The 13,755-nt window shown below is 73.3% G+C and carries 12 protein-coding genes and 1 pseudogene; 9 read left to right on the forward strand and 4 right to left on the reverse strand.

Features of this window, described 5'->3' with window-relative positions; translation table 11 throughout:
• A partial coding sequence (locus tag G5C51_RS33135) for a type ISP restriction/modification enzyme (protein ID WP_338118395.1) occupies nucleotides 1-382 on the forward strand: 382 nt, incomplete at its 5' end.
• Here the strand turns inward: G5C51_RS33135 and G5C51_RS33140 are convergent.
• Nucleotides 364-1,122 carry a TetR/AcrR family transcriptional regulator C-terminal domain-containing protein gene (locus G5C51_RS33140; protein WP_420824885.1) on the reverse strand — a complete coding sequence of 253 codons (759 nt, stop codon included), beginning with the start codon at nucleotides 1,120-1,122 and terminating at the stop codon, nucleotides 364-366. The genes G5C51_RS33135 and G5C51_RS33140 overlap by 19 nt on opposite strands.
• A gap of 65 nt (nucleotides 1,123-1,187) precedes the next feature.
• On the opposite strand from G5C51_RS33140, the gene G5C51_RS33145 reads away from it, so the two are divergent.
• Nucleotides 1,188-2,186 (forward strand): ATP-binding cassette domain-containing protein, encoded by a 999-nt coding sequence (locus tag G5C51_RS33145; protein WP_165242935.1) that lies wholly within the window; start codon nucleotides 1,188-1,190, stop codon nucleotides 2,184-2,186.
• On the forward strand, nucleotides 2,183-2,986 hold the full coding sequence (locus tag G5C51_RS33150) for an ABC transporter permease (RefSeq protein WP_165242937.1): 804 nt from the start codon (nucleotides 2,183-2,185) through the stop codon (nucleotides 2,984-2,986). Before G5C51_RS33145 ends, G5C51_RS33150 begins: the two co-directional genes overlap by 4 nt.
• Nucleotides 2,987-3,066: 80 nt before the next feature.
• On the opposite strand, the gene G5C51_RS33155 is transcribed toward G5C51_RS33150, so the two are convergent.
• The 3 genes from G5C51_RS33155 to sigK all read right to left on the reverse strand — a co-directional run bounded on the left by G5C51_RS33155 (nucleotide 3,067) and on the right by sigK (nucleotide 4,800).
• Nucleotides 3,067-3,336: a hypothetical protein gene (locus G5C51_RS33155; protein WP_165242939.1), complete on the reverse strand. Its 270-nt coding sequence runs from the start codon at nucleotides 3,334-3,336 to the stop codon at nucleotides 3,067-3,069.
• Nucleotides 3,337-3,464: 128 nt separating this feature from the next.
• Nucleotides 3,465-4,232 (reverse strand): anti-sigma factor, encoded by a 768-nt coding sequence (locus G5C51_RS33160; protein ID WP_165242941.1) that lies wholly within the window; start codon nucleotides 4,230-4,232, stop codon nucleotides 3,465-3,467.
• A 16-nt stretch (nucleotides 4,233-4,248) separates the two neighbouring features.
• Nucleotides 4,249-4,800, reverse strand: coding sequence for an ECF RNA polymerase sigma factor SigK (gene sigK / locus G5C51_RS33165; RefSeq protein ID WP_420824884.1), 552 nt, complete (start codon nucleotides 4,798-4,800; stop codon nucleotides 4,249-4,251).
• A 194-nt stretch (nucleotides 4,801-4,994) separates the two neighbouring features.
• Between sigK and G5C51_RS33170 the strand changes: the two genes are divergently transcribed.
• From G5C51_RS33170 to G5C51_RS33195, 6 genes and pseudogenes are all read left to right on the forward strand, one after another.
• Nucleotides 4,995-6,530: a DUF4331 domain-containing protein gene (locus tag G5C51_RS33170; RefSeq protein ID WP_165242943.1), complete on the forward strand. Its 1,536-nt coding sequence runs from the start codon at nucleotides 4,995-4,997 to the stop codon at nucleotides 6,528-6,530.
• Between the two features lie 182 nt (nucleotides 6,531-6,712).
• Nucleotides 6,713-8,047 (forward strand): tetratricopeptide repeat protein, encoded by a 1,335-nt coding sequence (locus G5C51_RS33175; RefSeq protein ID WP_165242945.1) that lies wholly within the window; start codon nucleotides 6,713-6,715, stop codon nucleotides 8,045-8,047.
• A complete protein-coding gene (locus G5C51_RS33180; protein ID WP_165242947.1) occupies nucleotides 8,044-9,471 on the forward strand; it encodes a nickel/cobalt transporter in 1,428 nt (475 codons plus the stop codon). Before G5C51_RS33175 ends, G5C51_RS33180 begins: the two co-directional genes overlap by 4 nt.
• Before the next feature lie 46 nt (nucleotides 9,472-9,517).
• Entirely contained in the window at nucleotides 9,518-11,212 is a 1,695-nt protein-coding gene (locus tag G5C51_RS33185) for a serine/threonine-protein kinase (protein ID WP_240930097.1), read from the forward strand.
• Nucleotides 11,213-11,655: 443 nt separating this feature from the next.
• Nucleotides 11,656-12,453, forward strand: a complete 798-nt coding sequence (locus tag G5C51_RS33190; RefSeq protein WP_165242951.1) for a glycosyltransferase family 2 protein — start codon at nucleotides 11,656-11,658, stop codon at nucleotides 12,451-12,453.
• A pseudogene (locus G5C51_RS33195) lies at nucleotides 12,450-13,496 on the forward strand (glycosyltransferase family 2 protein); the annotation flags it as partial. The gene G5C51_RS33190 and the pseudogene G5C51_RS33195, both read left to right, overlap by 4 nt.
• Nucleotides 13,497-13,755 lie beyond the last annotated feature (259 nt).

Below are 13,755 nucleotides of genomic sequence, written 5' to 3' on the forward strand. Positions count from 1 at the left end.
TAAGAGACAGTCCCTGCGCCTCGGCTCCGGCCTCATCTCCCCCGTGCCGCCCACCGCCTGGGACTTCACCGTCGGCGGTGTCCGCGTCCTCGAGCAGTGGCTCGCCGCCCGGATCGACGACCCCGCGGCCGCCGAGCCCGGCACCCTCGCCGCCATCCGCCCCACCGCCTGGCCGCAGGAGTGGACGTCGGAGCTGCTGGAGCTCATCACCGTCCTCGCCCTGCTCGCCGAACTCCCGGCGCCGCCGCAGCCGTCCGCGCCCGTCACCGCGTACGACCTCCGCCAGGCCGGCGTCCTCCCGGCCCCGGCAGCGGCGACCCGCCCCGCCTCCGTACTCGACCACCACGAGGAGGGCCCGGCCGGTCAGGTCGCGCTGGTCTGACCCCCGCCCGCTTCCAGCGCGAAGGAGTCCAGCACCCGCTTCAACGACCGCCGGAACGCCGCCTCGTAATCCACCGACTCCACCCCGGCCCCCGCTCCGGCAAGCGTCTGCGCGAGCCGCGGGAACTTCCCCGTCCCCAGCTGCTCCCCCAGATACGCACCACGCACGGCCTGCTCCTCCGCCTCACTCCACGGGAGGGTCCGCGCCCGCTCGGCCATCGCCAGCTCGTTCGTCACATAGCCCGCCACCGTGTTGGTGACGGCGGCGAGGAGCTCGAGCTTGGTGCCGGGCGGCAGGTCCAGCGGGTCGAGCGCCGTGAGGAAGCGCTCCAGATAGCGCAGCGCGTTGGGCGTGAAGCCGTACGCCGTGCTGTCGGCCATCCGCGGCAGCCACGGATGCCGCCGCATCAGATCGCGCGCCTGCTCGGCCAGACCCAGCACGTCCGCCGCCCAGTCCCCGGTCAGCGGCGTCTCCAGGTCGTACTCCGTGCTGACCTCGTCGACCATCAGCTCGTGCAGGTCCTCCTTGCGCGGCACGTAGTTGTAAAGCGACATCGTGCCCGCGCCGACCTCCGCGGCGACGCGCCGCATCGATACCGCGTCCAGACCGTCCGCATCCGCGATCCGCACCGCCGCCGCCGCGATCTCCGCCCGGCTGTGGGCGGGCCGCGGCCCGCGTCCCGCGCGCTCGGGACGGGTCCAGATCACCCCGGGGCGGGGTGTCCGCCCGCTCGCTGCCATCAGCGTCATCACCTCGGACACCATCCTAGTTACGTACAGCGTACGGAGTGAGCTAACATGCAGGCATGACTTCTTCGTACGCTGTACTTAGTGAAGGTCTGGAGAAGAACTTCGGCTCCGGCGACCACCGCGTCGAAGCCCTCCGCGGCCTCGACCTCGCCGTCCCCGAGGGCACCATCCGCGCCCTGCTCGGCCCGAACGGCGCCGGCAAGACCACCGCCCTGCGCATTCTCACCACGCTCTCCCGCCCCGACGCCGGCACCGCCACCGTCGCCGGGCACGACGTCATACGGGAACCGGCCGCGGTCCGCCGGGCCATCGGCGTCACCGGCCAGGACGCCGCCGTCGACCACGACCTCTCCGGCCGCGAGAACCTCAGCCTCTTCGCGAAGCTGCACCGCCTCCGCGGCGCGGCGGGCCGCGACCGCGCCGACGAGCTGCTGGACACCTTCGGTCTTACGGACGCCGCCGACCGGCCCGTCCGCACCTACTCCGGCGGCATGCGCCGCCGCCTCGACCTGGCCGCCGGCCTGATCTCCCGGCCCCGGGTGCTCTTCCTCGACGAGCCCACCACCGGCCTCGACCCGGCCAGCCGCAACCAGATCTGGGCGGCCGTGCGCGACCTCGCCGCCGAGGGCACGACGGTGCTGCTGACCACGCAATATCTCGAAGAGGCCGATCAGCTCGCCGACGACGTCGTCCTCATCGACCACGGCGTCGCCGCCCACACCGGCACCCCGGCCGAACTCAAGGCCCGGCTCGGCGCCTACGCCGAAGTGGTGGTGGCCGACGAGTCCGCGCTCTCCGCCGCCGCCGTGATCCTCGGCCCGCTGACCGGCTCCGAGCCGGTGATCGACCACGAGGCCCGTACGGTCGGCGCCGCCACCACGAAAGCGGAGCTCACCCTCCCCGCGGTCGTCCGCGAACTCGACGCCGCCGGCGTCCCGATCCTCGACGCCGGGCTGCGCCGCCCGACCCTCGACGAGGCGTTCCTGAGCCTCACCGGAAACACCACCGGAAGCCGTACCGGAAGCCGCACCGCCCAGAAGGAGCCCGCCGCATGAGCAGCACATCCTCCACCCTGGCCCCCGACAGCCTCGCCCTCCTCGGCCGCCAGCTGCAGCGCGCCCGCCGCAATCCCGCGCTGCTGGTGATGACGCAGGCGATGCCGGTGATGCTGCTGCTGTTCTTCGGCTACGTCTTCGGGAACTCCGTCTCCCTCCCCGGCGGCGCCGACTACCGCACTTACCTGGTCCCCGGCGTCTTCGTCATCACCGCCGCCGGCGGCCTGGTCACCGGCATGCTGCAGGCCGCGGGCGACACCCAGCGCGGCGTCATGGACCGGCTCCGCACCCTCCCCGTCAGCCGGGCCGCGGCCCCGCTCGGGCAGGCGACCGCGGATGTGCTGCTCTTCGCGATCGGCATGATCCCGCTGGTGGCCGTCGGATACGCGGTGGGCTGGCGGATCGAGGGCGGCTTCGGCCCGGCGGCCGGCGCCTTCGGGCTGCTGCTCCTGCTGCGCTTCGTCACCGCCTGGATCGGCATCCTCGTCGGCATGAAGCTCGGCAGCGAGGAGGCGGCGGGACAGCTCGGCAGCGTGACGTTCATCCTGCAGCTGCTGTGCAACGCGTACGTGCCCACCGCCGGAATGCCGGGCTGGCTGCAGGCCGTCGTGGAGTGGAACCCGCTGAGCTCCTTCGTCACCGCCTGCCGCGACCTCTTCGGCAACGCGACGGCGGGGGCGGCCGACGCGGCCTGGGTGATCGAGCACCCGGTGGTCGCCTCGCTGGGCTGGTCGGTGCTGCTGCTCGCGATCTTCGTGCCGCTCGCGGTGCGGCGGTACGCGCGGCCCGCGGAGGGCTGAGGCCCGTACCCGGGCATGAGTCGGGCGCGTCCCTGCCGGGAGGGGGACGCGCCCGTTACGTGCTGCGGCTGCCTGCCCGCTTATCCGCGGTGGCGGCCGCCGAAGAGGGTGCGACGCAGCCGCCGCAGCGGTGCGAAGAGCGAAACCCGCGCCGTCCGGCTCGGCTTGGTCTGCTGCCGGTCACGCGTGGTGAGCTCACGCATCAGCAGCGTGGCGCTGTCCGTGTCCCCCTGAGGGGCGGCAGGTCCTGCCAGCACATCGAGGTGCCGTCCGACACGCGCTCTGGAAGCGGTGTTCTCACAGTTGATCGCAGGGACTCGCGCCCTGCCGCGCATTGCTATCTGATCCATGACACTCCCCACCCGTACGAGGGCACCCGGCCCGGGCACTGTAACCCTATCGTCCCGCGGGGCCTCATGCGCATCCCCCGCAGCGGATTCACCTACTTCTCAAGGCGGTTGAGCCGATGTGACGGGGATCACGATGCGGGCAGGGGCAGTTGGGCGACCGGTTTCGTGGTCGGCTGGCGGGAGCCGCCGGCCGGTTCGCTCGTGACGGCGAAGTACTTGACCTGCGGTCCGAGGGCCCGCGTGAGGACGGAGCGGTCGGCGTCGTCCGGGAGCAGGCCCGCGGAGCGGACCGCGCCGTCCGGCCGGTCGGCCATCGCCCACAGCTGGTAGTCGCGGCCGGGGCCAGGGGCCGGAAAGCCGGAAACGGTGACCACGGCCTGTCCGAGGTCGCGGGAGACCACGGCGCCCAGCACCTCGCCGCCGTCGCCGGTCGTCGTCGCGGCGGTGGCATCGGGGGCGCCGAGGACCTGCTCCACCGCCTGGGCGCGGGTGCGTTCGGCATCCAGGTCGCCGGTGACGCGGGTCAGCTGCACGCCGAGGAGCGCGGCGGCCACCAGCGCCAGCGCGGCCCCCGCGACGGCCAGGCGGAGACCCCAGGCGGGTCTCCCGGCGGAAGCAGGGCCGGCCGCTGGGCCCGGCTTCCGCGCCGGTGCCGCGGGTTCCGGACGCTCCTGCTCCATCGTGCGTACGGCCGTGAGCACCCGGCTGCGCAGCTCCGGCGGCGGGACGGCGGCCACCGCTTCGCCGAGGCGGGTGGTGTCCGCGGTCAGCGCGGCGACCCGGCCCCGGCAGTTGTCGCACCCGGCGAGATGGCGCTCGACGCGGCGCTGCTCCTTCGGGGGCAGGGCGTTGAGCGCGTAGGGCGCGCCGAGCGAGCGGTGGTGGCGTCTCAGCACGGGGGCATCACCTGGTTCATGCCGCTCCCTCCAGGCATGCGCGCATCCGCAGCAGCCCGTCCCGCATCCGCGTCTTCACCGTGCCGAGCGGCACCGAGAGCCGCTGCGACACTTCCCGGTAGGTGCAGCCGTCGTAGTACGCGAGCTGCACGGACTGCCGCTGCAGATCGGTGAGGTTCTGCAGGCACCGGCGCACCCAGTCGCGCTCCATCCGGCCCTCCACGGCCTCGACGACCTCGTCGAATGCCGGGCCCGCCGTCCGCCGGCCCACCCGCTCCTCGCGCTCCCGCGCGGCGCGGACCGAGCGCACCCGGTCCACCGCCCGCCGGTGCGCGAGGGTGAGCACCCAGGTCCGGCCCGCACCCCGCTCGGGGTCGTAGCGCGGGGCCGTGCGCCACACCTCGAGCAGCACTTCCTGCGCCACTTCCTCGGACTGTGCGGCATCGCGAAGTACCCGGCGCACCAACCCGTACACGGGTGCGGACACCAGGCCGTAAAGCTCCTCGAACGCGTCCTGATCCCCGCGCCCGACGAGCGCCAATAACTTGCCTTCCAGGTCGTCGCCCACGGCGCCCCTCCCCCCACGGCATGGCGCACCGCAGTCAGTGTCCTGTCTCCCCTCGTTCGTGGCGATGGGCCGAACGGACTGCCCCGGATGGCAACCAATCCGCATCGGGCCACGTACCGAACGACCCCCTGCACGACAGAACGGACCAACCACACCCAGCAGATACAGATCCATCAACGAGGGGAACGGACGCGATGATCGCGATCAAACCCATCAGATCGGTTGCCGCACTCACCTGCGGCGCCCTGGCCGCCGGCGCCCTGGCCGCCGGGTCGGTGAGTGTGCTGCAGCCGCGCGACGCGGCCGCCTCAAGTCACCGTGAAGCGCCGCTGATCTCGGGGTTGCCGCAGTACGACAACACGGACGTGTATGCGTTCGTCAGCCCCGACAAGCCGGACTCGACCACGCTGATAGCCAACTGGCAGCCGTTCTCGGAGCCGGCCGGCGGGCCGAACTTCTACCCGTTCGCGGAGGACGCCCAGTACGACATCCACATCGACAACGACGGGGACGGCCAGGGCGACCTGCTCTACCGCTGGACCTTCGACAGCAAGTTCAAGAACGGCAACACGTACCGGTACAACACCGGCCCGGTCACCAGCCTCGACGACCCGGACCTGAACTTCCGGGAGACGTACGACATCGATCTGCTCAAGCTGGACAAGCAGAAGATCGTGTCGAAGACGAAGATCGCGAACAACATTCCCACCGCGCCTTCCAACGTCGGCCGGGCCTCCATGCCCAACTACAAGACGCTGCGCGACCAGTCCGTCAAGCAGCTGCCGGGCGGCCACACCGCCTTCGCGGGCCAGGCCGACGACCCGTTCTTCCTGGACCTGCGGGTCTTCGACGAGATCTACGGCGGCGACCTCTCCGAGGTCGGCAACGACACGGTGAAGGGCTACAACGTCAACAGCGTCGCCCTCCAGGTGCCCACCAAGCAGGTGCGGCAGTCGGACAAGCAGCCGGTCATCGGCGTCTGGTCGACCACCCAGAAGAAGAACGCGCAGGGCAACTTCGTACAGGTCTCCCGGCTCGGCGCACCGCTGGTGGACGAGGTCGTCATCCCGGTCAAGGACAAGGACAAGTTCAACGCGTCCTCGCCCTGGGACGACGCCCAGTTCGCCAAGTACGTCAACGACCCCGAGCTGCCGAAGCTGATCGAGAAGGCCTACAAGATCCCGGCTCCGGCGACACCCCGCAAGGACCTGGTGTCGGTCTTCCTCACCGGCGTCGACGGCCTCAACAAGCCGCCGAACGTCCGCCCGGCCGAGGAGCTGCGTCTCAACACCTCCACCCCGCCCACCGACAGCCCCAAGCGGCTCGGTGTGCTCGACGGCGACAACGCGGGCTTCCCCAACGGGCGCCGGCTGACCGACGACGTGGTCGACATCGAGCTGCAGGCCCTCGAGGGCGAGCTGACCGGCAACAAGAACGACCTCGGCGACGCGGTCGACGTCAACGACCGTGACTTCGGCAAGGCCTTCCCGTACCTGGCGCTGCCCGAGTCCGGCTCGCGCGGTCCGCTGGCCGGCAAGGCCCGCGGCTCCGTGACCGAGAACAGCGGCACGCTGCTCAACGGCGGCTCCGGGACGTCGTCCGGCTCCGATGCCGGCTCCGACAACGCGGTGCTGATCGCCTCCGGCGCGGCCGGCGGCGCGGGTGCGCTGCTCGTCGGCACCGGCCTGATGTGGTGGCGCATTCACCGCCGCCGCTCCCTGGGCCTGTAACACCGGCCCGTTCAAGTACGGGGCGCCGCCGCCCTCTCTGCCCGGTTCCCCCCGAGGCGGCGGCGCCCTCCGTCCCCGGCGGGACGGCCGTGGACCACCCCCCGCACGGTCCGGCCGTCTCGCCGGCTCCATCGGCGCCGCAGGCGCATCACCCGCGAAGCAGAGGAAGAAGAGGTCGCACGATGAGGCAGAGCACGAGCACCGAGTCCGGCGCCGCCGGCAACCGGCGCGCATTCCGCCGGGCGGCGGCGGTCGTCGCGGCGGCGATCGCGCTGACCACCGGCGCCCTGGTCCTCGGCGGTGCGCCGCAGGACGACAGCTCCGGCGGGCCCAGGCGCCCGCTCGCCGGCGCCGGCCCGGCAGGCGTACCGGCCCTGCAGGCCCACCTGAAGGCCCAGCCCAAGGACCACGCCGCGTGGGCCGGCCTCGCCGCCGCCTACATCGAGCAGGCCCGTACGACCGGCGACCCCAGCCGCTACCCCGAGGCCGAGCGTGCCCTCGACCGCTCCCTCCGCCTCCGCCCCGGCGGCGGCAACGACGCCGCCCTCGCCGGGCGCGCCGCCCTCGCCGCCGCGCGGCACGACTTCCCGGCCGCGCTGAGCGCCGCCCGCCGCGCCCTCGCCGTCAACCCGTACAGCGAGCGCGCCCTGGCCACCCGCGTCGACGCTCTCGTCGAACTCGGCCGCTACGACGCCGCGATGCGCGCCGCGAAGACCGCCGACCTGCGCCGCCCGGGGGTCCCGGTCTTCACCCGCTACGCCTACGTGCTGGAACTCCGCGGCGACGTCACCGGCGCCCGCCGCGTCCTCACCCGCGCCGCCGACTCCGCCCGCGCGCCGGGCGATATCGCGTACGTGGCCACCCAGCTCGGCCAACTCGCCTGGAGCCAGGGCCAGTACGCCACCGCCCGCCGCCACTACGCCACCGCCCTGCGCGCCGAGCCCGGCAGCATCGCGGCGCTGTCAGGCCGCGCCCGCACGCTGGCCGCGACCGGCGACACCAATGCCGCGATACGGGATCTGCGCACCGTCGTCCAAAAGGCACCGCTGCCGTCCGAACTCGCCCTGCTCGGCGAGCTGTACGAGGCGACAGGCCGGGACCGGGCGGCGCGCGAGCAGTACCGCCTGATCGACGACTGGGCCGCCCTCGCGCGCGCCGCCGGGGTGAGCGCGGACCTCGACACGGCCGTCGCGGCCGCGGACCACGGCGACCCGGCGGTGGCGCTGCGCGCCGCCCGCGCGGAGTGGCAGCGACGCCAGACCGTACACACCGCGGACGCCCTGGCCTGGGCGCTGCACGCGAATGGCCGCGACCGCGAGGCGCTGCGCTACGCGCGCGTCGCCACCGCGCAGGGCTACCGGTGGGCGCCGTTCATGTACCACCGCGCCGTGATCGAAGGCTCGCAGGGCATGCGCAAGCCGCTGGCCGCGCACCTGCGCCAGGCGCTGGAGTGGAACCCCGCCTTCTCGGTGACGGACGCGCCGCGGGCGCGCAAGACGCTGGAGGGGCTGCGATGAGAACCGCCCCCCGCTGGATCATTCTTCTCGGCAGCACACTCGCCGCATTCCTCTTGATCCCCGCGCCCCAGGCCAGTGCTCACCCGCTCGGCAACTTCACCGTCAACCAGTACGACGGCATCGTCGCCGCCCCGGCCGGCCTCCGTATCGACCACGTCGAGGATCTCGCCGAGATCCCCGCCCGGCAGGCCGAACCGCGCATCGACCGCGACGGCGACGGCAGGCTCGGGCGCGGCGAGTTGCGCGCCTGGGGTGCCGAGCGGTGCGGCGCCGCCGCCCGTAACGCCGAGGCCGCCGTCGGCGGCCGCGACGTCCCCGTGCGGTCCACCGCCCACCGGGCCCGGGTACGCCCCGGCCAGGCCGGCCTGTTCACGCTCCGCCTCGAGTGCCGGCTGCGCGCCGACGCCCGTATCGATCAGGCGACGACGCTCCGCTACCGCCCCGGCGACGCCACCACGGGACCCGGCTGGCGGGAAATCACCGCGCGTGGCGACCGGATGACCGTGGCGCGGTCCGCCACCCCGCAGGCCTCCGTCAGCCGCCGGCTGACCGCCTACCCCCGCGACCTGCTCTCCTCCCCGCCGCACCGCACCAGCGCCACCCTCCGCGTCACCCCGGGCGGCCCCGCCCTGGCCGACGAGCGCAAGGACGACAGCGCGTCACCCGGCGCCGGCGTGCTCCCCCGCGGCACCGACCGCTGGACCGGCGCGCTGACCTCCCTCGTCGCCCGCCACGACCTCGCGCCCGGCTTCGCCGCCCTCGCCCTCGCCATCTCGCTCGGCCTCGGCGCCCTGCACGCGCTCGCGCCGGGTCACGGCAAGACGCTGATGGCGGCGGCCGCCACCGCCGGCGGGCGCGGGTCGCTGCGTACGGTGCTCGCCCTCGGCGCCTCCGTCACGGTGACGCACACGCTCGGCGTATTCGCGCTCGGCGGGCTCATCGTCGCCGGCTCCGCCGCGACGCCGGCGGTGCTCGGCTGGCTCGGCCTCGCCAGCGGGGCGCTGGTGACGCTCGCCGGAGCGGCCCTCGTACGGCGCGCCTGGCGTCGGCGGAAGGCCCACCGCGCCCACCACCATCACCATCATCACCACGACCCGCCCCCCTCCCTCCGCTCCGCGATCCTGCTCGGCTTCGCCGGCGGGCTCGTGCCCAGCCCCTCCGCCGTCGTCGTCCTCGTCGGCGCCGGTGCGCTCGGGCGGGCCTGGTTCGGGCTGCTGCTGGTGATCGCTTACGGGGCGGGGCTGGCGATCACCCTCACCGCGGCCGGGTTCGCGGCCGTACGGATCGGGGACCGTCTCACCCGTCGCCACCGCCACGTCCTCCCCGCACGGCTGCGCCGTACCGCGCCGCTCGGCAGCGCGGCGCTGGTTTTCGCCCTCGGGTGTGGACTGCTGCTCAAAGGGGCGGCAACCGCGGTGGGTTGAGCTAGCGTCGTGGTATCGACCGCAGTACCGGGGGATGGGGGACGCTATGAGTAGCGCGGAGACCGGGGGTGAAGAGCGCGTCGTCGCCGGCCGTTACCGGCTGATCAGTCAGCTGGGCCGGGGTGGCATGGGGGTCGTCTGGCAGGCCAGGGACGAGGTGCTCGGCCGCGAGGTCGCGGTGAAGGAGGTGCGGGCGCCGGTCGCCTTCGAGGAATCGGAGGTGCAGCGGCTGTACGCCCGGCTGGAGCGGGAGGCCTGGGCCGCGGCCCGGATCTCGCACCGTAGCGTCGTCACGGTTTACGACGTCGCCACCGAGGACGGCCGGCCGTGGATCGTGATGGAGCTGGTCCGCGGACTGTCGTTCGCCGACATCCTCGACGGCGAGGGGCCGATCACCCCGGCCCGCGCCGCGAAGGTCGGCGCCGAGGTGCTGGCCGCGCTGCGCGCCGCGCATGACGCCGGTGTACTGCACCGGGACGTGAAGCCGGGGAACATCCTGGTCGCCAACGACGGCCGGGTGGTGCTCACCGACTTCGGCATCGCCGTCGTCGAGGGCGGCTCCGCGATCACCATGACCGGCGAGCTGATCGGCTCACCCGAATTCCTCGCCCCGGAGCGGGCGTTAGGACGCAATCCGGGCCCGGCCTCCGACCTGTGGTCGCTCGGCGTGACCCTGTACGCGGCGGTGCAGGGCAACTCACCGTTCCGCCAGGACACACCGCTGTCCACGCTGCGCGCCGTGGTCGACGAGGAGTTGCCGCCGCCGACCCGCGCGGGCGCGCTCGGCCCGGTCATCCGCGGGCTGCTGGCGAAGGACCCGGAGCAGCGGACCGGCGCCGACGAGGCTGAGGGGCAGCTGCGGCTGATCGCCGCCGGCGGCACGCCCCGTACACCCACCGAGGTCGTCGCGTCGCCGGCGCAGCCGCCGACGGAGCACGCCTCGCAGCCGCCTCGGCCGAGCGGTGCGCCGGCCGGCGCGGCCGCGGGCGTGGGTTCGCCCGAATTCGGACCCGCCACCACCGGGTACGGCCCGGCCACGACCACCACCACCGACGTCTCCAAGCGGCGCCGCGCCGGCGCCGTCTTCGCCGCCGGGCTGCTGGCGCTCGCGATCGCGGGCGGCGGCATCGCGTACGCGCTGCTGGGCAACGACGACGATCCCAAGGACCGCGGCAGCGACAGCAGCGGCGGCGACAGCGCCGGAAAGGGCGACGGGGACGACGCCGGCGGCAAGGACAACGAGGGCCAGGCGGGCACCGGCGGGGACGGGGAGAGCGGCCAGGACAGCGGCGGCGACGGCGCCAGTGGCTCGCCCACCGGGGACAAGCCGTCCCCGACCAAGACCCACCAGCAGCCCGCGCAGTCCGTCAAGGTCTACGTCTCCGGCAGCCGCACCACGTACCACGGGCCCTGCGCGCCGCCGGCGGGCGAGGCCCCGTACTTCACCGGCACGATCACCGTCGGCCGGCTCCCGGCCACCGTCTCGTACCGGTGGGTGAACCACGACGGGAGCGGGATCGGCGCGGGCTGGAAGACGCTGTCGTTCCCCTCCGGCGGCGGGAAGTCGCAGTCGGTCAACCACACCGAGACCGTGTTCGTCGTCGATGGCACCCGCAAGGGCTGGGTCGGCCTGGAGGTCAGCAAGCCCAAGGCGGCGAGCGGCAACCACGTGCCGTTCACGATCACTTGCGAGAAGGAGCCGACCCCGAGCGGGAGCTACACGATCAACTCGGCGCCCTAGAACGGGTCTTGGCGCATTTCATCGCAACTTTGGGGAACCTGAAGGGCGCTGTTCCGCGTCCCCGCCAGTAAGCGCAGGCATATGGGGCGGAAGGTTCAATTCCGATTGCCGCTTAGCGACATGAACACAAACAAGTGGGTAACAAGCCCACAACCCTTGCAATCCTGCCTCTTGCGTCACTAACTTCATAGAATCACTCGCGACGGTCACGGGTTCCGTGCGGCACCAGGGGAGGGAGCCGCGCACCACGGCACCCGGGTACGACGGCCGGCGTGAGGCGCGGTAGGGGGGTGCCGCTTTGGGGTGCGCCGTAAGGCGTGCCGCGATGCGGGCCGCGCAAACAACCCGCTCAGTGCCATCAGGAGCGGGGGACCCCCCTTTCGAACCGGACAGCCGCGGGCCGCCAGGGCGGTGGCCCACCGGACGAGAGGGACCGGAAACACATGAGCACTTCTGTGCGCCAGATGTACCGCCCGGTGTCGTTACACCTGGCCATAGCGCCGCCCGTCAGCGTCGTCATACCGGCGATGAACGAGGAGGCGAACCTTCCGTACGTCTTCAAGAGCCTGCCCGACTGGATCCACGAGGTCGTCCTGGTGGACGGCAACTCCACCGACCGCACCGTCGAGGTGGCGCGCGAGCTGCGCCCGGACGTCAAGATCATCCCGCAGACCGGCAAGGGCAAAGGATCCGCGCTGATCAGCGGCTTCGAGGCCGCGACCGGCGAGATCATCGTGTGCATCGACGCGGACGGCTCCGCGGACGGCGAGGAGATCCTCACCTTCGTCTCCGCCCTCGTGGCCGGCGCCGACTTCGCGAAGGGCTCGCGCTTCGCCGAGGGCGGCGACACCGAGGACATGACGCCGATCCGCAAGCTCGGCAACGCCGTGCTGACCGCGCTGGTCAACCGCAAGTTCGGGGCCCGCTACAGCGACCTGTGCTACGGCTACAACGCCTTCTGGAAGCGCTGCCTCGAGGGCATGGCCCTGGACTGCAACGGCTTCGAGGTCGAGACCCTGATGAACATCCGGGTCGCGCAGGCCCGGCTGAAGGTGCAGGAGATCCCGAGCAAGGAGTTCAAGCGCATCCACGGCACCAGCAACCTGCGCGCGGTGCGCGACGGCCTGCGGGTGCTGCGGGTCATCCTGCGCGAGAAGCGCTCGCGGCGGCTGCGCATGCAGGGCCGCCCGGCCGAGACACTCGCCGCGGCGGCGGCCGAGCCGTCGCGGAGGGCGTCTTGAGCGACTCGCACTCCACGCCGGACTTCTCCGTCGTCATCTGCGTCTATACGGAGGACCGCTGGGACGACATCCTGGCGGCCGTCGACTCGGTGCGGCGGCAGACGCTGCCCGCGCTGGAGACGCTGCTGGTGGTGGACCACAATCCGGCGCTGTTCGAGCGCCTGTCGGCGCGGTACGGGGCGGCGGCCGGGGGCGGTGAGCCGGCGCCGGACACCGGTGCCGGCGCGTCCCCGGCGGCCGGCCCGGCCGCCCCGGCCGACGGCGCCGCCGGACCACCCATACGGGTCCTGAGGAACTCCGGGCCGCGCGGCCTGTCCGCCGGCCGCAACACCGGAATCGCCGCGGCCCGCGGCGAGGTGATCGCCTTCCTCGACGACGACGCGACGGCCGACCCCGGCTGGCTGCGCGCCTTCACCGCCGCCTTCGGCTCGGACGACCGGGTGTGGGCGGTCGGCGGGCGCGCGGAACCGGTGTGGGCGTCCGGGCGGCGGCCGTCCTGGTTCCCGGCGGAGTTCGACTGGGTCGTCGGCTGCACCTACACCGGAGTGCCGCCGGGCCGGGCCCGGGTCCGTAACGTCATGGGCGGCAACGCCGCCTTCCGCCGCGAGTCCTTCACCGCGGCGGGCGGCTTCGCCACCGGCATCGGCCGCGACGGCGACACCCGCCCGCTGGGCTGCGAGGAGACGGAGATGTGCATCCGGCTCACGCAGACGGTGCCCGAGGCGCGGATCCTGATGGACGACGCGGCGGTGATCCACCACAAGGTGTCCGCGGACCGGGAGCGATTCGGGTATCTGGTGCGCAGGTCGTACGCGGAGGGGTTGTCGAAGGCCCTGGTGTCGCAGAGCGTCGGGGCCGGCGACGGACTGTCGGCGGAGCGCTCGTATGCGACGCGGGTGCTGCCGGTGGGGGTGCTGCGCGGGGTCCGCGATGTGCTGCTGCTGCGCGGCGTCGCGGGCGCGGGCCGTGCGAGCGCGATCGTCGCGGGCGCGACGGCGGCGGTACACGGCTACGCCGTGGGCGCGTGGCGCGCCCGGCGCGCGCAGGGGGCGTCAGGCGGTCGCGCGGAGGGGGAGGCCGGTCGCACGCAGCAGGAAGCCGGTCGCACGCAGCGGGAGGCCGATCGCACGCAGCAGGAAGCCGATCGCTCGCAGCGGGAAGCCGGCCGTACACCGCAGGAAGCCGACCCCACGCAGCAGGAAGCCGACCCCACGCAGCAGGAAGCCGACCCCACGCAGCGGGAAGCCGACCGCACGAAGCGGGAAGCCGGTCGCCCGGCAGCGGCGACCGCCCGCTCCGAAC

Source organism: Streptomyces coryli (genome assembly GCF_011044975.1).
Lineage (GTDB): Bacteria > Actinomycetota > Actinomycetes > Streptomycetales > Streptomycetaceae > Streptomyces > Streptomyces coryli.

What these genes read in the sequence shown, in the direction of transcription:
- G5C51_RS33140 (WP_420824885.1), bottom strand. Translation starts at nt 1,122, where the DNA reads ATGGCAGCGAGCGGGCGGACACCCCGCCCCGGGGTGATCTGGACCCGT.
- G5C51_RS33145 (WP_165242935.1), top strand. Translation starts at nt 1,188, where the DNA reads ATGACTTCTTCGTACGCTGTACTTAGTGAAGGTCTGGAGAAGAACTTC.
- G5C51_RS33150 (WP_165242937.1), top strand. Translation starts at nt 2,183, where the DNA reads ATGAGCAGCACATCCTCCACCCTGGCCCCCGACAGCCTCGCCCTCCTC.
- G5C51_RS33155 (WP_165242939.1), bottom strand. Translation starts at nt 3,336, where the DNA reads ATGGATCAGATAGCAATGCGCGGCAGGGCGCGAGTCCCTGCGATCAAC.
- G5C51_RS33170 (WP_165242943.1), top strand. Translation starts at nt 4,995, where the DNA reads ATGATCGCGATCAAACCCATCAGATCGGTTGCCGCACTCACCTGCGGC.
- G5C51_RS33175 (WP_165242945.1), top strand. Translation starts at nt 6,713, where the DNA reads ATGAGGCAGAGCACGAGCACCGAGTCCGGCGCCGCCGGCAACCGGCGC.
- G5C51_RS33180 (WP_165242947.1), top strand. Translation starts at nt 8,044, where the DNA reads ATGAGAACCGCCCCCCGCTGGATCATTCTTCTCGGCAGCACACTCGCC.
- G5C51_RS33185 (WP_240930097.1), top strand. Translation starts at nt 9,518, where the DNA reads ATGAGTAGCGCGGAGACCGGGGGTGAAGAGCGCGTCGTCGCCGGCCGT.
- G5C51_RS33190 (WP_165242951.1), top strand. Translation starts at nt 11,656, where the DNA reads ATGAGCACTTCTGTGCGCCAGATGTACCGCCCGGTGTCGTTACACCTG.